The sequence below is a fragment of the Tabrizicola soli genome (genome assembly GCF_015999335.1).
GTDB lineage: Bacteria > Pseudomonadota > Alphaproteobacteria > Rhodobacterales > Rhodobacteraceae > Tabrizicola > Tabrizicola soli.
In genome coordinates this window covers 82,570-102,658 of sequence record NZ_JAEACP010000010.1, presented here as the reverse complement: position 1 = coordinate 102,658, position 20,089 = coordinate 82,570, and the positions used below count along the sequence as shown (strand labels likewise).

Genomic DNA, 20,089 nt, shown 5'->3' with positions numbered 1-20,089 from the left:
GTGCCCTTCCGCGCCGGAGCGGAAGCAAGAAGGACGGGCAATCGACAAGTTATTCTTGCCGATCCTCGCGCAGGATCACGCCCGGATTCATCCCTCCGGCCGGGTCCAGCGCGCGTTTCAGGCTTGCCATCAAACCACGCTCCACCGGCCTGCGCAGCGCGTCGGCCAGCGCGATCTTGGCCCGGCCCAACCCATGCTCGGCCGCGAAACTGCCGCCCATTCTATCGGCCAGCCGGGCGAGTTCGAGGCCGATCTCCGGGCCGAGCCCCGCGAAATCCGCCTGCCCGGCCGGGGGCGAGAGGTTGTAGTGGATATTGCCGTCGCCCAGATGCCCGAAGGGATTGATCCGCACCCCCGGCAGCAGACGCTGGCAAAGCCCGGCCCCCCGCTCCACGAACTCGGCGATCCGGCCCGGCGGGACCGAGATGTCGTGCTTGAGCTGCACCCCTTCCAGCCGCTGCCCCTCGGGCTGTTCCTCGCGCAAGCGCCAGAAGGCCGCGCGTTGCGCCTCGTTCGCGGCGAGGGCGCCGTCGGTCACCAGCCCCTCGGCCATGCCCCATTCCAGAGTGCCGGACAGCATCTCGTCCAGCGGCACAAGGGGCGAGGTGCTGGCGACCTCGACCAGCAGATAGGCCCCGGCGCGGCTGCCAAGGGGCCAGGCCAGCCCCGGCACATGCCGCAGCGCAAGGTCCAGACCGAGGTCCGAGAAGAACTCCATCCCCGTCAGCACATCGCCCAGATCGGCGCGAAGCCGGCTGCCGAAAGCCACCGCCGCGCCCATGTCGGGCAGGGCGAGCAGCGCCGTCGCCTTCGCGCGGGGCCGGGGGGCCAGGCGCAGGACCGCGCGCGTCACCACGCCCAGCGTCCCCTCCGCCCCGCAGAAGAGCTTGCGCAGCGCATAGCCCGCATTGTCCTTCTGCACCGCCCGCATCCCGTTCCAGACCCGGCCGTCGGGCAGGACGACCTCCAGCCCCAGGACCAGGTCGGACATCATCCCGTGGCGGAAGGCATGGCTGCCCCCCGCATTGGTCCCGATCAGCCCGCCGATCTGCGCGCTGCCCTCGGCGCCAAGGTGGAGGGGGAAGACCATCTCCGTCCCTTCCAGCGCGGCATGGAGGTTGGCGAGGATCACCCCCGCCTCGACCGTCACGCTGCCGCTGGCAAGGTCCGGGGCGGCGATCCCCGCCATCCGGGACAGCGACAGGATCACCGCCCCCGGCCTGCCCGCCACCGCCGCGCTGCAAAGCCCGGTGTTGCCGCCCTGTGGCACCACACCGACCCCCGCCGCATGGCAGGCCGCCATCACGCGCGAGACCTCGTCGGTCGTCCCGGGCCGGGCGACGCCCAACGGGGCCTCGCCATGCCGGTCCAGCCAGTCGCGCGACCAGGGCCGGGCGTCGGCCCCAGGCACCCAGCCCTTCGGCCCCAGGATCGACGCAAGCCCTGCCGCGAGGTCCATGCTCACCCCGCGAAGCTATAGGCGGTCTTGACGCTGGTGTAGAACTCCATCGCCATCCGTCCCTGCTCCCTCCCGCCAAGGCTGGAGCCGCCGCGCCCGCCGAAGGGCACATGGTAATCCACCCCCGCCGTCGGCAGGTTGACCATCACCATCCCCGCCTTCGACCCGCGCCGGAAGGCGGTGGCGTGTTTCAGCGCGCCGGTGCAGATGCCCGAGGACAGGCCGAAGGGCGTGTCGTTCGCCACCGCCAGCGCCTCGTCGAAATCGGCCACGCGGATCACGCTGGCGCAGGGGCCGAAGATCTCCTCGCGGCTGGTGCGCATGTCGTTGCGGGCGCCCAGGAACAGGGCAGGGGCCTGGAAGCTGCCCGGCCGGTTCAGCCGCTGGCCGCCCAGAACCTCGCAGCCTTCCTCGCCCGCCAGCCGCACATAGTCGAGGTTGCCCGCCAGCTGGCTTTCCGACACCACCGGACCCATCTGCGTACCGGCCTCCAGCGGATCGCCCACCCGCAGCGCGCCCATAGCGGCGGACAGGCGTTCGACGAAGGCGTCATGGATCGCGTCCTCGACGATCAGCCGGGAGGAGGCGGTGCAGCGTTGCCCGGTCGAGAAGAAGGCCCCGTTCAGGCAGGCATTGACCGCCAGGTCCAGGTCGGCGTCGGCCATGACCACCATCGGGTTCTTGCCGCCCATCTCCAGCTGGACCTTCTTCATCCCCGCCGCGCAGCCGGCCGCGATGCCACGGCCCACGCGCTCGGACCCGGTGAAGGAGATCGCCGCCACATCCGGGTTCTGCACCAGCGCCGCCCCGATCTCCGAGCCGCGCCCCATGACCAGGTTGAACACCCCCGCCGGGCAGCCCGCCTCCTGCAGCACCTCGGCCAGCAGATGCGCGCAGGCCGGGGTCAGGTCGGCGGGCTTCAGCACCACGGCGTTTCCGGCGGCCAGCGCCGGGGCGGACTTCCAGGCCGGAATGGCGATCGGGAAATTCCAGGGCGTGATCAGGCCGACCACGCCCAAGGGCTCGCGCATCACGTCGACCTCGACGCCCTCGCGGATCGAGTCCAGCTTCTCGCCCGGATGCCGGACCGCCTCGCCCGCGTAGAAATGGAACAACTGCGCCGCCCGCATCGCCTCGCCCTTCGCCTCGGCCAGGGTCTTGCCCTCCTCGCGCGCCAGAAGCCGGCCAAGCTCGTCATTCCGGGCCAGAAGCAGGTCGCCCGCCCGCCGCAGCACATCGGCCCGCAGCTGCGGCGACCCGCGGCCCCAGCCGGGCTGCGCCGCGCCGGCCGCAGCCACCGCCGCCGCGACATCCGCCGCGGTTCCGCGGGCATAAAGGCCGATCAGATCCTCCGGGTTGGCGGGATTGCGGTTCTCGCTGGCTTCTGTCGCCGCCTGCCATTCGCCGCCGATGAAGTTGCGCTTGATGTCGGTCATCGCCTCGTCCTTTCCCAAAACGCCTTATCTAAGCTGGTTTCCGATGGAAGGTCAGGCAAGAAAGCCTGTCAATCGACAAGCCCGGATTGAAAGGCCTGACCGGAGGCTGGCGGCGCGTGATCCCGCAAGAGCGGAAGCATCAGCGCGAAAAGCTCGGCCTGGGAGCTGATCGCACAGCGGCTGTAAAGCTGCTTGCGGAAGACCTTCACCGTCTGCGGCGACAGGCCGAGGCGGAGGCCGATCGAGACCGTGGAATGGCCGCGCAGGATCAGCAGCGCCACCTCGGCCTGGCGGGCGGAAAGCTGGATGCCGTGCTGGCGCCGCGCGGCCAGGGCCAGGAGGGCGGCGGTATCCTCGGCCGGGCCGGAGGCGCGGGAGAGGCCGGCCCAATGCGCCTCGGACAGGGCGGCGATCACCGGGGCAAGGCGCTGGCAGGTCTCCACCTCGCGGATCGAGAACAGCCGGCCGGAGGAGATGTCGCGGCCGAGGCAGAGGTTCAGCGTGACGCCGGGGGCGGGATAGGCGACGAAGGTGATCTCGTCCACCAGCGTGGTCTGCTCGTAATATTCGCTGAAGTAGCGGCTGCGGTGGAAGGCGTCGGGAGCGATGTCGGTCAGGCGGTAGGCCCCTGCGGCGACCCGGTTCAGGTGCAGCTCGAAGAAAGGGTCCAGGCGATAGGCCCCCGGCAGGTAGGTGCTTTCCAACTGGGTGAAGACGGTCGGATCCCTGGTCTCGCGATGCAGCACCTGCGGCGGCCCGGCGTCGCGATAGGCCAGGCAGATCAGATTGTCCGGCGCGGCGAGGGTCTGGAACAGAAGGGCCAGCGCCGCCTCGAATTCCGGCTGGTGCAGGGCACGGATCACCGTGGCGATCCGCACCTCGGCCAGGTTCGGCAGCGGCGGCATGGCGATACCTCTCTGGGGGTATATACCCCCGCTTTTTCGGCGACCATGCTGAATGTACAGAATCCGGGGGTATGATCCAGCCAGATGAGCGACGCCATCGAGATCCGCCGCGTGGTCAAGCGCTATGGCACCTTCACCGCCCTACACGGCGTCTCGCTGGCGATCCGGGACAACGAGTTCTTCACCCTGCTCGGCCCCTCGGGCTGCGGCAAGACCACGCTTCTGCGGATGATCGCGGGGTTCGAGGATGTGACCCAGGGCGAGATCCTGCTGTTCGGCCAGAACATCGCCGGGCTGGAGCCGGACCGGCGGCCGGTCAACACGGTGTTCCAGAACTATGCCCTGTTCCCGCATATGTCGGTGCTGGACAACGTGGCCTTCGGGCTGAAGATGAAGGGCGTGGCGGCCGATGCGCGGCGGGCACGAGCGGGCCGGATGCTGGAGATGGTGCATCTGTCGGCCTTTGCCGACCGGCTGCCGTCGCAGCTTTCCGGTGGCCAGCAACAGCGGGTGGCGCTGGCCCGTGCCCTGGCGCCCGAGCCGCGGGTGCTGCTCCTGGACGAGCCGCTGTCGGCGCTGGACCTGAAGCTGCGGCAGGCGATGCGGGTGGAACTGAAGCAGTTGCAGGAAGACACCGGCATCACCTTCATCTTCGTGACCCATGACCAGGAAGAAGCACTGACCATGTCCGACCGCATCGCCGTGATGAGCGCGGGCCATGTCCAGCAGATCGGCACCGCGCGCGAGATCTACGAGGCCCCGGTCAACCGCTTCGTTGCCGATTTCATCGGCGAGACCAACCTGCTGGAGGTCGAGGTCGCCTCGGTCGCGGGCGGGCAGGCGCGGGTGGTCTTGCCGGGCGGGCAGGCGCTGACCTGCCCCTCGGCCAGCGATACCCTCGGCCGGCACGCCCTGTCGATCCGGCCCGAGCGGCTGTCGCTGGTGGAAGCGGGCGGCGATCTGAAGGCGACGGTGGAGCGGGTGGTCTATCTCGGCACCGACCTGCAGCTGCTGACCCGGCTGGAGGGCGGGGCCGAAATGCAGGTCCGCGTCCAGAATTCGGCCCGGGCACGGGTTCCGCAGCCCGGCGACCGGCTGGGCCTGCGGATCGAGGAGGGCGCCGCGCGCCTTCTGGCCGACTGATGGCGGGGATCGCGGACCAGACCCCGGCCACCGGCGACGACAGCTATCGCCGCATCGTCGCGCCGCTGCTGCTGCCGACCTGGGCGGTGATCGGGATCTTCCTGGTCCTGCCGGTCGGGCTGATGGCGGTCTATTCCTTCCTGACCAAGGAGTTCCGCGGCGGCGTCGACTGGCAGTTCTCGCTGGCCGCCTATGACCAGTTCTTCCTGAACCGGGGCCTCTTCGGGGACGAGCCGCCGGTCCTGGAATGGACCTACATCACGATCTTCTGGCGCTCGATCTGGCAGGCGGTGGTGGCGACGCTGCTCTGTCTGGCGATCGGCTTCCCGACCGCCTGGTTCATCGCCACGCGGCCCGCGCACAGCCGGGGGGTCTGGCTGTTCCTGATCACCATTCCCTACTGGGTCAACCTTCTGATCCGCACCGTCAGCCTGAAATTCCTGATCCGCGACAACGGCCCGCTGAACGAGGCGCTGCTGGGCATCGGCCTGATCGACGGGCCGCTGCCCCTGGTCAACACCAACCTCGCGGTGCAGTTGGGCCTGTTCTACAGCTACCTGCCCTTCATGGTGCTGCCGATCTATGCCGCCGTGGAACGCTACAACTTCGCCCTGTCCGAGGCTGCGGCGGACCTTTACGCCAGCCGCTGGGTCACCCTGCGCGAGATCGTCCTGCCCATCGTCAAGCCGGGCATCGTCGCGGGCTGCCTGCTGGTCTTCATCCCCTCGCTGGGGGCCTTCCTCGCGCCCGACCTGCTGGGCGGGGCGAAGAATTTCATGATCGGCTCGCTGATCGACGAGCAGTTCAAGGGCAGCCTCGGCAACTGGCCCTTCGGCGCGGCGGTCTCGATGATCCTGATGACGCTGGTGATGATCGCGCTTCTGCTCTACGCGCGCTCGGCCGCGAAAGGGGGCGCGGCATGAGGGGCGTGCGGCATTACCCCGGCTTCCTGGCCATCACCGTCCTGTGCCTTGTGGTGCTGTATGCGCCGCTTCTGGTGATCATGGCCTATTCCTTCAACGGCTCGACCTCGATCACCAGCTGGGGCGGCTTTTCGCTGCGCTGGTACGCCGATGTCTTCACCGGGCCCGAGTCGGCGCGCTTCGGTCAGGCGGCGTGGAACTCGCTGACCATCGCCGTGATCGCGGCCTCTCTCTCCACCATGATCGCCACGGCGGCGGCGGTGGCGATGGTCCGGGGCGGGGCGTTCCGGGGCAAGCGCGCGACCTTCGCCCTGATCAACGTGCCGCTGATGGTGCCCGAGATCGTCACCGCCGTCGCCACGCTGATCTTCTTCGCCATGATCGGCCTGACCACCGGCTACCTGACGGTGCTGATCGCCCATGTCACCTTCTGCATCCCCTTCGCCTACCTGCCCATCGCCGCGCGCCTGCAGGGGATCGAGGGCCATTACGAGCAGGCCGCCCGCGACCTTTACGCCAGCCGCTGGCAGGCCTTCCGCCTGATCCTGCTGCCGCTTCTGGCGCCGGGGGTGGTGTCGGGTTTACTCCTGGCCTTCATCATCTCGCTGGACGATTTCATCATCACCAACTTCGTCAAGGGCGCGGGAATGGAGACGCTGCCAACCGCCATCTTCGGCTCGGTCAAGCAGGGGATCAAGCCGAACATCATGGCGATCTCGACCCTGATGCTGGCGGTTTCGGTCCTGTTCGTGACCCTGTCCTACCTGATCAACCGCAAGGGCCGCAGAAGCCCGTAACCGACAAGGAGACGCACCGATGAATTTCCGCCTGACCACGCTGGCCCTGCTTCTGGCCGGCCCCGCCTTCGCCGAGGGCGAATTGAAGGTCTACCACTGGTTCGAATACATCCCGCAGGAGCTGGTGGACAAGTTCACCGCCGAGACCGGCATCGCCGTCACCATCGACACCTACGACAGCAACGAGGCGATGCTCGCCTCGCTCAAGGCCGGCAAGCTGGGCCAGTATGACGTGGCCGTTCCCGGCGACTACATGGTGCAGATCATGGCAGCCGAGGGACTTCTGGACAGCTTCGCCCGCGAGGAACTGCCGAATTTCGCCAACATCGACCCGAAATGGATCGACGTGCCCTTCGATCCGGGCCGCCAGTCCTCGATCCCCTACCAGTGGGGCACGACCGCCTTCAGCGTGAACCGCGACGTCTATCAGGGCGACATCGGCAGCCTTGCCATCATCTTCGACCCGCCGGAAGAGCTGAAGGGCAGGATCAACGTGCTGGACAGCCAGGGCGAGGTTCTGGCGCTGGCCTCGATCTACATGGGCCTCCCGCAATGCTCGACCGACAAGACGCAGCTCAAGGCGCTGTCCGACATGCTGGTGGCGGCCAAGGCGAACTGGGCCAGCTTCGGTTCGGACACGGCCAAGGACGTGCTGGTCTCGGGCGATGCGGCGGCGGGGATGATCTACAACGGCTTTTCCGCCAAGGCGCGGGCCGAGGGGGCGAATGTCGAATATGCCTATCCGAAGGAGGGCATGGTGGTCTGGATGGACAACATGGTGCTGCTGAAGGACGCGCCGAACCGCGAGAACGCGCTGAAGTTCATGAACTTCCTGCTGGAGCCCGAGAATGCCGCCGCCGTGACCAACTATGCCGCCTATACCTCGGGCGTCATCGGGGTGGAGCCCTTCCTGGACGAGGCGATCAAGTCCAGCCCCGAGACCAACCCCCCGGCATCGGCCCCGACGGGCAGCTTCGTCCTGGTCTGCGACGAGGCGACCCAGAAGCTTTACGATGCGATCTGGATCAACCTGAAGAAATGACGACAGCCCGCCCCGCGCCGCCTTGGCGCGGGGCCTGAAGCCCCGGTATTCCCATGCGCCTTTCCGTCCTGCAAACCCCCTCGCCCGCAGGCGACATCAACGCGGCCTGCGCCGCGCTTACGACCGCCCTTCAGGCGGCTTCGGCCGCCGGCGCCGATCTGCTGGTCGCGCCCGAGGTCTTCCTGCCGGGCTACAACCATCCCCGGATCGCCGAACTCGCCCTCGGAGAGGGGTCCGCGCCGCTGACCCGTCTCTCCGAGGCGGCGCGAAGTGCGGGAACCGCGCTGGTCTTCGGCTATGCCGAGGCGGCCGGGGGGAAGGTCTGGAACGCGGCGCTGTGCCTTGGCCCGGATGGCGGGGTCCTGGCCCATTACCGCAAGATCCAGCCTTATGGCCCGCGTGAGAAGGCGATCTTCACTGCCGGCGATGCCTACGTCACCTTCGACCTCGCCGGCCGCAAGCTGGCCCTGCTGATCTGCTACGACATCGAATTCGCCCCCCATGTCGCGGCGCTGGCCGGGCAGGGGGTCGAGGCGATCCTCGTCCCCACCGCCAACATGATGCCCTTCACCCATGTCGTGCGCCACACCGTGCCCGCCATGGCGGCCAATCACGGGCTGGCCATCGCCTATGCCAATTACTGCGGCAGCGAGGGCGACCTGACCTATGCCGGCGGCAGCCTGATCGCCGGCCCGCATGGCGAGGTCCTGGCGCAGGCGGGCGAGCATCCGGCGCTGCTGGTCGCCGACGTGCCCGCCGTCGATCCGGCCCGCGTCTCCACCCAGATCACCGATTTCCGGAAAGTCTGACGTCATGCCCCGCGACAGCCGCTACGACATCCTGTTCGAACCGCTGCGGATCGGGCCGAAGCTGGCGAAGAACCGTTTCTACCAGGTCCCGCATTGCAACGGCGGCGGCTACCGCGACCCCTCCGCCGCCGCCGAGATGCGCCGCACCAAGGCCGAGGGCGGCTGGGGCGTGATCTTCACCGAACAGACCGAGATCCACCCCTCCTCCGAGATCACCCCCTTCATCGAGCAACACCTGTGGGAGGACAAGGACATCCCTGCCCTCGCCGCCATGGCCGAGGCGATGAAAAGCCACGGCGCGCTGGCGGGGATCCAGCTGGCCTATTCCGGGATCAACGGGCCGAACCTGTATTCCCGCGACGTGCCGCTGGCGGTGACGGGCGGGCCGATCCTGACCTTCACCTCCGACCCGGTGCAGGCCCGCACCCTGGACCGCGAGGATATCCGCGACCTGCGCCGCTGGTTCCGCAACGCCGTCCGCCGCAGCCAGCAGGCGGGCTTCGACCTGATCTGCCTTTACGGCGCGCATGGCTTCGGCATCTTCCAGCACTTCCTTTCGCGCGCCACGAACCACCGGACCGACGAATACGGCGGCAGCCTTGAAAACCGCGGCCGCTTCCTGCGCGAGGTGATCGAGGACGCGCGCGAGGTGACGAAGGGAGAGCTTGGGATCACCTACCGCATGTCGCTGCACGAGGCCGGGACCCATGGCTTCTCCAACACCGAGGTGCGCGATTTCATCGCGATGCATGGCGACCTGCCCGACCTCTGGGATCTGGCCCATGGCACCTGGGACGCCTGCTCCGGCACCTCGCGCTTCAAGCCCGAGGGCGCGCAAGAGGATCTGGTGCGCGGGATCAAGGAGCTGACCTCGCGCCCCGTCGTGGGGGTGGGGCGCTTCACCAGCGCCGACGCCATGGTGCGGCAGATCCGCCAGGGGATCCTGGATTTCATCGGCGCGGCGCGGCCTTCCATCGCCGACCCGTTCCTGCCGAAGAAGATCGAGGAGGGCCGCTTCGAGGACATCCGCGAATGCATCGGCTGCAACATCTGCGTCTCGGGCGACATGACCGGCGGGATCAGCCGCTGCACCCAGAACACCGCCTTCATGGAGGAATGGCGCAAGGGCTGGCACCCCGAACGGGCGCGGCCGAAGGGGCCGTCCTCCAGTGTGCTGGTGGTCGGCGCCGGGCCGACGGGGCTGGAGGCCGCGCTGCAATCGGCGCGGCGGGGCTATCAGGTGACGCTGGCCGAGGCGACGACCGTGCTGGGCGGCCGGGTCGCCCGCGAACGCGGCCTGCCGGGCCTCTCGGCCTGGGGCCGGGTGGCGGATTACCGCATCGGCCAGCTTGCGCCCTTGACCAACGCCGAGATCTACCGCGACAGCCGCCTGACCGCCGACGACGTGCTGGCGATGGGGGCCGAGCATGTCGCCATCGCCACCGGGGCCAGCTGGCGGCGCGATGCGGTCGCCCGGCTGCATCTCTTGCCGATCCCGACCAATCCGGCGATGCCGGTCTTCTCGCCCGACGACCTGATGGCGGGGCAGGGGCCCGCGGGCGGGCGCGTCGCGGTCTATGACGACGACCATTTCTACATGGGCTCGCTGATGGCCGAGGTCCTGGTCGCGCGCGGCTGCATGGTGGATTTCGTGACGCCCGCCGCCAAGGTCGCCGAATGGGCGGAAAACACGCTGGAGCAGGCGATCATCATGCGCCGCCTGATGGAACTCGGCGTCCGCATCCACCTGTCGAAAGCGCCCGAGGCGATTGGCGCGGCCGAGGTCGGCCTTGCCTGCTGCTGGACCGGCGCCCCCTTCACCCTGCCCGCCGATGCCGTGGTCATGGTGACCTCGCGCATACCGCACGACACCCTCTACCACGACCTCGCCGCGCGGCGGGGCGAATGGGAGGCCGCCGGCCTCCGCTCGGTCAGGCTGATCGGGGACGCCGCCGCGCCCGGCCCCATCGCCTGGGCCACCTACGCCGGCCGCCGCTTCGCCGAGGAGCTGGATACACCCGACGACCGCGGCGACAGTCCGCGGTTCCGCCGGGAAGTGGCAGGGCTGGAGCCAGGGCCATCGCGACTTCCCTGACCTGCCCGGCATTTGACTGTTCGGGCCGGGCAGGACACCATGGGCGCAAGGGCAGGCAAGAGGCACGCATGATCGTCAGGGAAAAACCGGGCCTCTGGGACCTCTTGACCGCCCTGCGCGGCTCCATCGTGCCGCGCGTCGTCGGGCCGGTCCTCATCCTCGGCATCGTCGCGGCGCTGGTCGTGCTCCTGGACCGGATGACCGGGCTTGCCCCGCATCTGGACGGGTCCAGCTTCGCCGTCTTCGGTATCGGCCTGTCGCTCTTCCTGGGTTTTCGCAACAACGCCGCCTATGACCGCTGGTGGGAGGCGCGGCGGCTCTGGGGCGGGCTCTTGGCCGACATGCGCAGCCTGGCGCGCGAGGTCGAGGTCTTCCTGGCGGACAGGCCCACGCGCGAACAGGTCCTGCGCGAGGCGCTGGTCTTCCTCCATGCCCACCGCCTGAACCTGCGCCGCCTGTCGCCCCGCGCGCCGGGGCAGGAGGAGGTGGCAACGGCCGCCCACCCGCCGGATGCGGCCCTCGACCTGGTGAACGCCACCCTTGCGGCGGCGCATCGGGACGGGCGGCTGGACGGCTTCGGCGCACGGGCGCTGTCCGCCCGTCTGGCCGGCATGGCGCTGCAACAGGCGGGCTGCGAACGCATCGCCAACAGCCCGCTGCCCTTCGTCTATTCCCTGCTGATCTACCGCACGACCTATCTCTACTGCCTGCTCCTGCCGCTGGCGCTGATCGGCACCACGGGCTGGATGACCCCCGTCTTCGTGGCGGTCGTGGCCTACATGTTCCTTGGCCTGGCAGAAGTGACCGAGGAGCTGAGCCATCCCTTCGCCACCAGCCTGAACGGCATCGCCCTGGATGCCATCTGCCGCGCCGCCGAGATCAGCCTGGCCCCGCATCTGGGCGAGGAACCGCCCGAACCCCTGCAGCCGGTGAACCATTACCTGAGCTGACGCGCCCCGGTCAGGTTCCGCTCGCGGTCTTGATGGCCGCAACTCCCGGTCCTTCCAGCCAGGTCTCCAGCCATCGGGTCGAAACCTCGCCGGCGCGCAGGGCAGGGTCCTGCACCAGGGCGCGGTGCAGGGCGGTTGTCGTCGCGATCGGGCCGATCTCCAGCCCGTCCAGCGCCGCGGCCATCCGGTCCAGCGCCTCCTCCCGCGACGCGCCCGCCACGATCAGCTTGCCCAAAAGCGAGTCGTAGAAAGGCGGAACCCGGTAACCGGCATAGATGCCCTCGTCGAAGCGGATTCCGGGGCCTTCGGGAAGGCGCAAGGTCTCGACATGGCCCGGATTCGGCATGAAGTTGCGGGCCGGGTCCTCGGCGTTGATCCTGACCTCGATGGCATGTCCGGTGCACCGGACATCCTCTTGCGACATCCGCAGCCTGCCGCCCCCGGCGATCAGCAGCATCTCGCGCACCAGATCGATCCCGGTGATCATCTCGGTCACGGGATGCTCGACCTGGATGCGGGTGTTCATCTCGATGAAGTAGAACGCCTGCCGGCCGGGGTCGTAAAGGTATTCCATCGTGCCCGCGCCGCGATAGCGGACCGCCCTGGACAGCCGCACGGCCGAGGCGCAGAGCTCCGCCCGCAGGCCGGGGTCCAGCATCGCGGCCGGGGCTTCCTCCCAGACCTTCTGGCGGCGGCGTTGCAGGGAACATTCGCGCTCGTGCAGGTGGATCACGTCCTCGCCGTCGCCCAGGACCTGCACCTCGATGTGGCGGGCCTTCTCGATATAGGCCTCCAGATACAGGCCGGGATCGCCGAAACCCGCCTTCGCCTCGGCCATGGCGGTGGGAATGGCGGCGGCCAGTTCCTCGGCCGTGTGCGAGACGCGGATGCCGCGCCCGCCCCCGCCGGCGGCGGCTTTCACCATGACCGGATAGCCGATCTCCCCCGCCAGGGAGAGGGCCTGCTCCAGACCCTTGATCCGCCCTTCGCTGCCGGGCACGACGGGCACGCCCGCCGCGATCGCGGCCTGCCGGGCATTCACCTTGTCGCCCATGCGCTCGATCGTGTCCGCGTCGGGGCCGACGAAGATCCGGCCCATCGCGGTGACGGCGCGGGCGAAATCCGCGTTCTCGGACAGGAAGCCATAGCCGGGATGCACCGCGTCCGCCCCGCTGTCGCGCAGGGCATCCAGCAGGCGGTCGACCGCGAGATAGGACTTCGACGCGGCGGGCGGGCCAAGCACGATGACCTCGTCGGCCATGCGGGCCGCCAGCATGTCGCGGTCGGCCTCGCTGACCACCTGCACGGTGCGGATCCCGAGGTCGCGCGCCGCGCGCTGGATGCGCACGGCGATCTCGCCCCGGTTGGCGATCAGCAGCTTCCGGATCGGGGCCATGCTCAGACCTCAAGCTCGCAAAGCGGCTCGCCGGGCTCCAGCACCGTTTCGGTTTCGACAAGATAGCCCCTGAAGATGCCCGCCTGGTCGGCCTCGACCGGCATGTAGGACTTCATCACCTCGACCAACGCCAGGGTGTCGCCCACCGCGACGCTGTCGCCCGGGGCCTTGAACACGGGCTCCCCCGGGGCGGGCGAGAGGTAGATCACGCCGGGCAGCGGCGACTCGATGCGTTTGGTGGCCATTGGTTATCCTCGGATCATGTGACGGGTTGGCATGGCTCAGGCGCAGCGCGACAGCACGCGGTCAAGCCGTTCGACCAGAATGTCGGCCTGGTCGCGGGTGAAGATCAGCGGCGGCCGGATCTTCAGCACGTTCGCCGCCTTGGCGCAGGCCGAGATCAGCACCCGCTCGTCGCGCAGGCCGTTGACGATGCGGGTGGTCATGGCCGCGTCGGGCGTCTTCGCGACGCGGTCCGAGACGATCTCCACCCCCAGGAACAGCCCCGCGCCGCGCACGTCGCCGATGCAGGGATGCAGCGAGGCCAGCGCCTGGATCCCGTCCTTCAGATAGCGGCCGGTCTCGCGGGCGTTCTCGACCAGCCCCTCGGACTGGATCGCCTCAAGCACCGCCATGGCCGCCTCGGCCGCCACGGCATTGCCGCCGAAGGTGTTGAAATACCGCGCCTTCCGGCCGAACTCCGCCAGGACCTCGGGCCGCCCGGCGACACCGGCCACCGGATAGCCGTTGCCCATCGGCTTGCCCATGGTCACCAGGTCCGGCACCACGCCGTGGCGCTGGAAGCCCCACATCGCATCGCCGGTACGGCCAAATCCCGACTGCACCTCGTCCGCGATATAGATGCCGCCCGCCACGCGGATCGCCTCGACCGCGCCTTTCAGGAACCCGGCCGGGCCGTCGAACACCCCGTCGCTGGAGAAGATGCCGTCGCAGATGAAGAGCGCGGGCTTGATCCCGTGGCGCTGCAGGTCGCGGATCGCCGCCTGGACGCCGGCCGCGAACTCGGCCCCGACATCGCCGGTCGCGCTGCGATAGGAATCCGGCGCCGGCACCGTCCGCACATGCGCCCCCAGCGGCACGTTCTCGCCCAGCGAGGGCGAGAAGGCCGCCACCGTCTGCGTGATGCCGTGATAGGCGGTCTCGGTCACGATGATACCCTGCCCGCCGGTATAGGACTGGGCGATCCGCACCGCGAGGTCGTTCGCGTCCGAGCCGGTGCAGGTGAACATGAAATGCCCGATCCCCTCCGGCATCGTCGCCAGCAGCCGGTCGGCATAGCGCAGGACCGAGTCGTGCAGGTAGCGCGTGTTGGTGGTCAGCGTCGCCATCTGGCGGCTGACGGCCTCGACCACCTTCGGATGGCAATGGCCGATCGAGGTGACGTTGTTGTAGGCGTCCAGATAGGCGTTCCCCTCGGGGTCGTAAAGCCAGGCGCCCTCGCCCCGCACGAAATGCACGGGCCGCTGGTAGAACAGCCGATAGGCCGGCCCCAACAGCTTCTTGCGGTCCGCGATCATCGCCGCCGTCGCCGCGTCCAGTTCGGCCGCGCCTTCCACAAAGGCGTTGACCATGCCGGTGTCGGTTACCATCGCTTTCACTCCATGTTGCAGGCGCGCAAGAGCGCGGCAGTGACGTCCTCGCGCGGAAGGGTCGCAAAACGCTCCATCCCGATCCGCGCCGGTCCGTTGTTGCGCAGGATGTAGTCGGCGTTCTGCGGATAGCGGGCCGCGCGCCATTCGGTGATGGCGATCGAGGTCACCAGCCGGGCCACCGTGAGGTCGCGCAGAAGCCCGATCTCCTGATGGGTCAGCGGCACGACCGCATGATAGGCCGCCACCATCTCGGACACGCAGCGCAGCGCGCCGTCCTCCTGATGCGTCATGTACGAGGCGGCGACGCCCAGATCCGCGACCAGCGGCGTCTTCACCATGTCCCCGAAGTCCAGCACGCCCGACACCCGGTCGGGATTGTGCGGGTCCAGCAGGACGTTGTGGTGGTTCAGGTCGTTGTGCACCACCTGCTGCCGCAATCCCGCCAGCACGGGCTGGACCACGGCATCGAAATGGTCCAGCTCGGCCAGCAACTGCCGACGCAGCGCGTTGTCGGGCAGCGAGACGAGCAGCGGGCGCAGCCGTCCGGCGTGCTTGATGTCCCACTGGATGTCATGCGACGCGCCGGGATGGTCGAAGTCGCGCAGCGCCGCCCCCAGCCGCGCCAGGGTCCGCCCCATGTCGCGGCGCAGCGCGGCCGAGACGCCGACCCTGACCACCGGGACGCCATCCAGCCAGGTCAGCATCCGCACGATGCTGGTCCGCCCGTCGGCCATCCGCAGGGGAAACTCGCTCTGCTCGTCCAGCGCCCGCACCACCTTGGGCACCGGCAGGCCGGGATCGACCCGCTCCAGCCACAGGATCGCCTCGGTCTGGAAGTTCGTGTTGACCGCCGGCTCGCCCGGATTGGACACCTTCAGGGTGAAGTTCCGTCCATCCTCGGCGGTCATCTGGAAATTCGCGTCGCGCTCGCAGGCGATCGTCCGGGCTTCGGTCGCAAGGCCGTAGTGACGGCGCACCAGTTCCGCGGCGGCGGTCTCGTCGATCAGCGGCGGCGGGCTTTCCAGCGTCTCTCCCAGGGTGGCGCTGGCGGCTTCGGCAATGGATTCAGGCAAGTGCGGTCACTCCGGGGCTGGTGACACGGCCCAGTTCGGCGCGCAGGCGTCCGGCCTCGGCCCGGTCGATGCGGCGGAAGCGCAGGATGTCGCCGGGCTTGGCCTGGGCCAGCTTCCAGAATGCGGCGCTGGCCACCGTGAAGGGGTTGATGAAACCGCCCGTGCTGGGGGCGTCGTTGACAAGGATGATCGGCGTCTGTCCCGCCAGGTTCACCGCGCCAAGCGGATAGCCATGGTCGATGATGTTCGACGGCTCTTGCCCGTGGTCGCTGTTCTTGTGGATCGCGCGATGGGCAAAGCCGAACTCCGGGCCGGTCAGGCGGATTCCGGTGCGGTTGCTCTTGGCCTGCACCGCCCAGTCGGAGGAGAAGAACATCTCAACCGCCTCGGGAGAGAGCCAGTCGTCGTTCGGCCCGGCGAGGGCCTCGATGTCCCAGCGGCGGTCGGTGGCGAACCTGGGGCGCAGGGCCTCGGGGATCGTCAGTGCGGGCGCATCCAGCGTTGTCGGGCCGGCAACACCCAGCGGCAGCACCTGCTCCGCCACCAGCGCCCGGCCGCCCACCCCGGCCATGTGGAACACCGCGCGCGAGCCCAGGACGACCGGGGTATCCACCCCGCCCGAGATCGCGACATAGGCGCGCGCCCCGCTGTAGGCCGGCCCCAGCGCCAGGACCTGCCCGGCGCGCACCACATGGCTGGACCACATCGCCACCGGCACGCCGTCGAGGCTCGGCCGCATGTCCGCGCCCGTCACCGCCACGACGGCATTGCAGTCGAACCGCAGCGTCGGTCCCAGGAATTGGCACTCCAGCGCGGCGGTGTCGCGGTCGTTGCCGACCAGAAGGTTGGCCTGCCGGAAGGACCAGGCGTCGAACGGGCCCGAGACCGGGAACCCCTGTTCGAGAAAGCCGATGCGGCCGGGCAGTTCCTGGACCGTGGTCTCGAGCCCCGGCTTGACGACGCTGATGCTGCGCTGGCTCATCCCCGGCCCCCCTGTCCCTTGGCCCAGTCGAGATAGCGGTCGACCGAGAAGACCTGATATTCGACGATGTCATGTTCGTAGCGGCCGGCGGCGACCTCGGCCTCGATCTGCGCACATTCCTCTTGCGTGACCGGGCGGAACCGGACGCGGTCCCCGGCACGGAACAGGGCCAGACTGTCGCGGAAGGCGGGCAGGCGCTGTGCTCCGTCATAGATCGGCGCCGGGCTGCGGCCGATCAGCTGGTATCCGCCGGGCGTGCGGTCCGGGTAGATGCAGGTCAGCGCCCCGCCGATCCCGATGGCGCCCTTCGGCGTCCAGGTGCGCGGCGGGTTGTATTTCGGCGCGAAGATCCGCGCCCTGGGCCGCAGCGGCAACAGCGAGCAGAGCCCCGGCCAGAACCCCAGCGCCGCCACCCAGTATTCCGTCCCCGAATGCAGCCGCGCCAGCGCCGCACGGTCCGCAAGGCCGTTCATCTCGCAGACCAGGTCCGGGTCGGTGCGCTTGTCGGGATAGGTCTTGCGGTAGTCCTCGATGCAGGCGGCGGTCTGGTCGTCGGAGTACCAGACCGGCATGGTGATCAGCCGGCTGGGCAGCGACCCCGAGGCGCCGGCGCCGATGCGGGCGTAGATCCGCGCGATCTCGGCCGTCAGATCCTCATACGAGATCCGATCCGGGTCATAGTTCACCTGGAACGAGGCCAGCTCCGGGATCAGATCCTCGATCGCGGCGATCCGGGCTTCGCGCACGGCCGCGACCAGCCGGTGAACCGTGAAGTTCAGCGTGAAGTCCATGCCGTCGCCCAGCTCGACCTCGATGGCACGGTCCCCGCCGGGATAGAACCTCAGCTCATCGTGCAGCATGTCGCCCTCCCCCCGAGCCGTCCTGCGCCTGCTATTTGATATATCATATACAATACAGCGTCAACGTGATAAGAAGTGCAAAATCTGGCGCATGGTCTTAAAAGCGTCGTGAATGCAGGAAGATGGGCATGACCAAGATCGAATATCAGCCGCTGAACGACCGCGCCTACCAGGAGATCCTGACGGGCCTGACCAACGGCATCTTCGCACCGATGCAGCCGCTGGTGATCCGTACACTTGCGGAAAACTACGGCATCTCGGCGACGCCGATCCGCGAGGCGCTGCAACGGCTGGTGGCCGAACGCCTGCTGGTCGTGCTGCCGAACCGCTCGATCGTGGTGCCGCAGATGACGCGCGAGAAATTCGCACAGCTTCTGCCGGTGCGCGTGGCGCTGGAGGGGATGGCGACCGAACTGGCCGTGCCGCGCCTTGTGCCCGATGACATCGCCCAGCTGCGCGGGATCCTCGACCGGATCGCCGCCACGGCCAAGACCTTCGACGCGCGGGCCTATCTGCAGCTGAACCGGGAATTCCACTTCCGCATCTACGAGAAGTCCGGGAACGAGGAACTTCTGCACGTGATCCAGGGCCTGTGGCTGAAGGTCGGGCCGGTCTTCACCGGGCTTTTCGACAGCGACCATTTCCGCCAGCACGCCAACGACGAGCATGTCCATATCGTCGCTGCGCTGGAGCGCGGCGACGCGGCGGCCGCGCGCGCCTGCATGGAGCGCGACCTGACCCTCGCGGCCAGGTCGCTGATGCCGCGCCTGGCCTCGGCAGCACCCTGAGGGATACATCTCCGGGCTCACGATTTGTCGAGCTTGACGAACAACAGCCAGAAGGCCGCGCAGAGAAGCGGCAGGGTGATCAGCAGCACGATCGACGCCAGCGAGAAGATGATCGGCACCTGGCTTTGCTGGGCCGCCGCCTGGACCCAGCTCCAGACCGGCATGGTCTCGGTCGTGCCACGCAGGAAGATCGAGCGCATCACCTCGTTGAAGGACATCAGGAACCCGAACAGCGCCGAACTGACGATGCCCGGCATCAGGATCGGGAACTCTATGTCCCAGAACACCCGCCAGTTGCTGGCGCCAAGATCGCGGCCGGCCTCGACCAGGCGGTGGTCGAAGCGGGTGGTCACGACCAGGATGATCAGCAGCGCGAAGGGGAAGGCCCAGACGAAATGTCCCAGCGCCACCGACCAGAACCCCAGCTTCAGCCCCAGCACCGCCCGGGTGAAGATCAACAGCGCCGCCCCCATCGACATGCCCGGCACGAACAACGGAATCACGAACAGGAACAGCACCTTGCCGGGGCTGTTCAGCGCGGGCAGCGCCCGGCCGATGATCGTCGCGGCCACCGCGCAGATCAGCCCCACGATCACGCCGATCACCAGGCTGGCCAGCATCGGCATGTGCCATTCGGAATTGGCGAACAGCGCGCGATAATGCTCCAGCGAGAAGTCGCCGGGAATCCCGCCCAGCGGATTGCGGCTGATCGACAGAAGGATCAGCCACAGGAGCGGGAAATAGATCAGCCCCAGCATCGCGAAGCCGCCCCACTTGCCCAGCCGCTTCCAGACCGGCGCATGGCTGATCTCGAGCTTCGGCGAGATCGGGGCGACCCTGGCGAAGGCGATGCGGTTTTCCATGGTCACCCCCTCAGGACGCGGAACGAGGAGGCCGGATCGCCGAACCGGCGCGCGATCAGGTACATGGCCCCCAGCATGAGAAGCAGAAGCAGGATCACGAAAGCCGACAGCGCCGCGACGACCGGATAGCGCAGGGCCGAATAGGCGCTTTCGATGGAGTTCGAGATCAGGTTGACGAAGCCGCCGCCCAGCATCCCCGGCTCGACCCAGGCGGCCAGCGCCGGCCCCAGGCTGAAGACGATGCCGGCCATCACGCCGGGCAGCGACAGCGGGATGATGACACGGGACAGCGTCTGCCAGGGCGAGGCGCCAAGGTCGTTGCTGGCCTCGAGCAGCGTGTCGTCGATCAGGCTGATCGCCAGGTAGATCGGCATCACCATGGGCGGGAACAGCGTCACCACCATCCCGAACAGCACCGCGACTTCGGAATAGAGCAGCCAGTCCAGCGGCGCGTCGGTCAGGCCAAGCCCCATCAGCACGGTGTTGACCAGCCCCGACTGCCCCAGGATCGCCCGCCAGACGATGGTCCGCGACGAGACGTCAAGGAAGAACGGGATCGTCAGCATCGCCAGGCAGACCGCGCGCCCGACCTTGCCGACCCGGCCCTTGGCCAGCCACAGCGCGAAGGGAAAGCCCACGGCAAGTTCGATCAGCGTCACGGTCATCGCGATGCGCAGGGTGCGCAGCGTCACCTCCCACCGGCCCGAGGAGAACAGCTCCACCCAGGTCGTCGTCGTGGGCGTATAGACGGTGCGGAACTGCTCGGTCGTGAAGAAGCTGAAGGCGAAGAGCACGATGATCGGCACGATCACCAGGACGAACCAGGCCAGCACGATCAGCCAGACCGCGACCTTCATCGTCGCAAGCCTTCGGATGACGCCCGAAAGGACTCCCGCCCGGCCGGCGGTGCCAGTGCTTTGCTGCATATTCGTGATCCGTTCCGCGGAAAGCCGGG

At 68.5% G+C, this 20,089-nt stretch carries 19 protein-coding genes; 8 read left to right on the top strand and 11 right to left on the bottom strand.

Annotation, left to right across the window (positions count from 1 at the left end):
- Positions 1-49: 49 nt before the first annotated feature.
- From I7S92_RS10890 to I7S92_RS10880, 3 genes are all read right to left on the bottom strand, one after another.
- Positions 50-1,459 (bottom strand): FAD-binding oxidoreductase, encoded by a 1,410-nt coding sequence (locus I7S92_RS10890; protein WP_197643874.1) that lies wholly within the window; start codon positions 1,457-1,459, stop codon positions 50-52.
- Between the two features lie 2 nt (positions 1,460-1,461).
- Positions 1,462-2,895, bottom strand: coding sequence for an aldehyde dehydrogenase family protein (locus tag I7S92_RS10885; protein ID WP_197643873.1), 1,434 nt, complete (start codon positions 2,893-2,895; stop codon positions 1,462-1,464).
- 68 nt (positions 2,896-2,963) lie between these two features.
- Positions 2,964-3,800 (bottom strand): helix-turn-helix transcriptional regulator, encoded by an 837-nt coding sequence (locus tag I7S92_RS10880; RefSeq protein WP_197643872.1) that lies wholly within the window; start codon positions 3,798-3,800, stop codon positions 2,964-2,966.
- 84 nt (positions 3,801-3,884) lie between these two features.
- Here I7S92_RS10880 and I7S92_RS10875 point away from each other — a divergent pair, with 84 nt between their 5' ends.
- The 7 genes from I7S92_RS10875 to I7S92_RS10845 all read left to right on the top strand — a co-directional run bounded on the left by I7S92_RS10875 (position 3,885) and on the right by I7S92_RS10845 (position 11,559).
- On the top strand, positions 3,885-4,943 hold the full coding sequence (locus tag I7S92_RS10875) for an ABC transporter ATP-binding protein (protein WP_197643871.1): 1,059 nt from the start codon (positions 3,885-3,887) through the stop codon (positions 4,941-4,943).
- The gene (locus I7S92_RS10870) at positions 4,943-5,866 is read left to right on the top strand and encodes an ABC transporter permease (protein WP_197643869.1); all 924 of its coding nucleotides are present in this window, start codon (positions 4,943-4,945) and stop codon (positions 5,864-5,866) included. Before I7S92_RS10875 ends, I7S92_RS10870 begins: the two co-directional genes overlap by 1 nt.
- A complete protein-coding gene (locus tag I7S92_RS10865) occupies positions 5,863-6,663 on the top strand; it encodes an ABC transporter permease (protein WP_197643867.1) in 801 nt (266 codons plus the stop codon). The genes I7S92_RS10870 and I7S92_RS10865 overlap by 4 nt, the downstream gene beginning before the upstream one ends.
- A 19-nt stretch (positions 6,664-6,682) precedes the next feature.
- Complete coding sequence (locus I7S92_RS10860; protein ID WP_197643865.1) at positions 6,683-7,705, top strand: extracellular solute-binding protein; 1,023 nt, start codon at positions 6,683-6,685, stop codon at positions 7,703-7,705.
- 53 nt (positions 7,706-7,758) lie between these two features.
- Positions 7,759-8,514 carry a nitrilase-related carbon-nitrogen hydrolase gene (locus I7S92_RS10855; protein ID WP_197643863.1) on the top strand — a complete coding sequence of 252 codons (756 nt, stop codon included), beginning with the start codon at positions 7,759-7,761 and terminating at the stop codon, positions 8,512-8,514.
- Between the two features lie 4 nt (positions 8,515-8,518).
- Positions 8,519-10,609 carry an oxidoreductase gene (locus tag I7S92_RS10850; protein ID WP_197643861.1) on the top strand — a complete coding sequence of 697 codons (2,091 nt, stop codon included), beginning with the start codon at positions 8,519-8,521 and terminating at the stop codon, positions 10,607-10,609.
- Positions 10,610-10,677: 68 nt separating this feature from the next.
- Positions 10,678-11,559, top strand: coding sequence for a bestrophin family protein (locus I7S92_RS10845; protein WP_197643859.1), 882 nt, complete (start codon positions 10,678-10,680; stop codon positions 11,557-11,559).
- A 10-nt stretch (positions 11,560-11,569) separates the two neighbouring features.
- On the opposite strand, the gene I7S92_RS10840 is transcribed toward I7S92_RS10845, so the two are convergent.
- The 6 genes from I7S92_RS10840 to I7S92_RS10815 are packed head-to-tail and all read right to left on the bottom strand — an operon-like array spanning position 11,570 to position 17,483.
- A complete protein-coding gene (locus I7S92_RS10840) occupies positions 11,570-12,955 on the bottom strand; it encodes an acetyl-CoA carboxylase biotin carboxylase subunit (RefSeq protein WP_197643857.1) in 1,386 nt (461 codons plus the stop codon).
- A gap of 2 nt (positions 12,956-12,957) precedes the next feature.
- On the bottom strand, positions 12,958-13,200 hold the full coding sequence (locus tag I7S92_RS10835; protein ID WP_197643855.1) for a biotin/lipoyl-containing protein: 243 nt from the start codon (positions 13,198-13,200) through the stop codon (positions 12,958-12,960).
- Positions 13,201-13,236: 36 nt separating this feature from the next.
- Positions 13,237-14,565 carry an aspartate aminotransferase family protein gene (locus I7S92_RS10830; protein ID WP_197643853.1) on the bottom strand — a complete coding sequence of 443 codons (1,329 nt, stop codon included), beginning with the start codon at positions 14,563-14,565 and terminating at the stop codon, positions 13,237-13,239.
- A 5-nt stretch (positions 14,566-14,570) separates the two neighbouring features.
- Positions 14,571-15,641: a phosphotransferase gene (locus I7S92_RS10825; protein ID WP_197643851.1), complete on the bottom strand. Its 1,071-nt coding sequence runs from the start codon at positions 15,639-15,641 to the stop codon at positions 14,571-14,573.
- Positions 15,634-16,623 (bottom strand): 5-oxoprolinase subunit C family protein, encoded by a 990-nt coding sequence (locus I7S92_RS10820; RefSeq protein WP_197643848.1) that lies wholly within the window; start codon positions 16,621-16,623, stop codon positions 15,634-15,636. The genes I7S92_RS10825 and I7S92_RS10820 overlap by 8 nt, the downstream gene beginning before the upstream one ends.
- The gene (locus I7S92_RS10815) at positions 16,620-17,483 is read right to left on the bottom strand and encodes a 5-oxoprolinase subunit B family protein (RefSeq protein ID WP_197643846.1); all 864 of its coding nucleotides are present in this window, start codon (positions 17,481-17,483) and stop codon (positions 16,620-16,622) included. The genes I7S92_RS10820 and I7S92_RS10815 overlap by 4 nt, the downstream gene beginning before the upstream one ends.
- 128 nt (positions 17,484-17,611) lie before the next feature.
- Between I7S92_RS10815 and I7S92_RS10810 the strand changes: the two genes are divergently transcribed.
- Positions 17,612-18,271, top strand: coding sequence for a GntR family transcriptional regulator (locus I7S92_RS10810; RefSeq protein WP_197643844.1), 660 nt, complete (start codon positions 17,612-17,614; stop codon positions 18,269-18,271).
- Between the two features lie 17 nt (positions 18,272-18,288).
- Here I7S92_RS10810 and I7S92_RS10805 read toward each other — a convergent pair whose 3' ends face one another.
- Positions 18,289-19,134 (bottom strand): ABC transporter permease, encoded by an 846-nt coding sequence (locus I7S92_RS10805; RefSeq protein ID WP_197643842.1) that lies wholly within the window; start codon positions 19,132-19,134, stop codon positions 18,289-18,291.
- Positions 19,135-19,136: 2 nt separating this feature from the next.
- Positions 19,137-20,060, bottom strand: a complete 924-nt coding sequence (locus I7S92_RS10800) for an ABC transporter permease (RefSeq protein ID WP_197643840.1) — start codon at positions 20,058-20,060, stop codon at positions 19,137-19,139.
- Positions 20,061-20,089 lie beyond the last annotated feature (29 nt).

Coding starts and splice junctions, on each gene's coding strand:
- I7S92_RS10805 (WP_197643842.1), bottom strand. CDS start 19,134: ATGGAAAACCGCATCGCCTTCGCCAGGGTCGCCCCGATCTCGCCGAAG.
- I7S92_RS10885 (WP_197643873.1), bottom strand. CDS start 2,895: ATGACCGACATCAAGCGCAACTTCATCGGCGGCGAATGGCAGGCGGCG.
- I7S92_RS10840 (WP_197643857.1), bottom strand. CDS start 12,955: ATGGCCCCGATCCGGAAGCTGCTGATCGCCAACCGGGGCGAGATCGCC.
- I7S92_RS10855 (WP_197643863.1), top strand. CDS start 7,759: ATGCGCCTTTCCGTCCTGCAAACCCCCTCGCCCGCAGGCGACATCAAC.
- I7S92_RS10865 (WP_197643867.1), top strand. CDS start 5,863: ATGAGGGGCGTGCGGCATTACCCCGGCTTCCTGGCCATCACCGTCCTG.
- I7S92_RS10830 (WP_197643853.1), bottom strand. CDS start 14,565: ATGGTAACCGACACCGGCATGGTCAACGCCTTTGTGGAAGGCGCGGCC.
- I7S92_RS10845 (WP_197643859.1), top strand. CDS start 10,678: ATGATCGTCAGGGAAAAACCGGGCCTCTGGGACCTCTTGACCGCCCTG.
- I7S92_RS10890 (WP_197643874.1), bottom strand. CDS start 1,459: ATGGACCTCGCGGCAGGGCTTGCGTCGATCCTGGGGCCGAAGGGCTGG.
- I7S92_RS10815 (WP_197643846.1), bottom strand. CDS start 17,483: ATGCTGCACGATGAGCTGAGGTTCTATCCCGGCGGGGACCGTGCCATC.
- I7S92_RS10820 (WP_197643848.1), bottom strand. CDS start 16,623: ATGAGCCAGCGCAGCATCAGCGTCGTCAAGCCGGGGCTCGAGACCACG.
- I7S92_RS10860 (WP_197643865.1), top strand. CDS start 6,683: ATGAATTTCCGCCTGACCACGCTGGCCCTGCTTCTGGCCGGCCCCGCC.
- I7S92_RS10850 (WP_197643861.1), top strand. CDS start 8,519: ATGCCCCGCGACAGCCGCTACGACATCCTGTTCGAACCGCTGCGGATC.
- I7S92_RS10835 (WP_197643855.1), bottom strand. CDS start 13,200: ATGGCCACCAAACGCATCGAGTCGCCGCTGCCCGGCGTGATCTACCTC.
- I7S92_RS10875 (WP_197643871.1), top strand. CDS start 3,885: ATGAGCGACGCCATCGAGATCCGCCGCGTGGTCAAGCGCTATGGCACC.
- I7S92_RS10810 (WP_197643844.1), top strand. CDS start 17,612: ATGACCAAGATCGAATATCAGCCGCTGAACGACCGCGCCTACCAGGAG.
- I7S92_RS10880 (WP_197643872.1), bottom strand. CDS start 3,800: ATGCCGCCGCTGCCGAACCTGGCCGAGGTGCGGATCGCCACGGTGATC.
- I7S92_RS10800 (WP_197643840.1), bottom strand. CDS start 20,060: ATGCAGCAAAGCACTGGCACCGCCGGCCGGGCGGGAGTCCTTTCGGGC.
- I7S92_RS10870 (WP_197643869.1), top strand. CDS start 4,943: ATGGCGGGGATCGCGGACCAGACCCCGGCCACCGGCGACGACAGCTAT.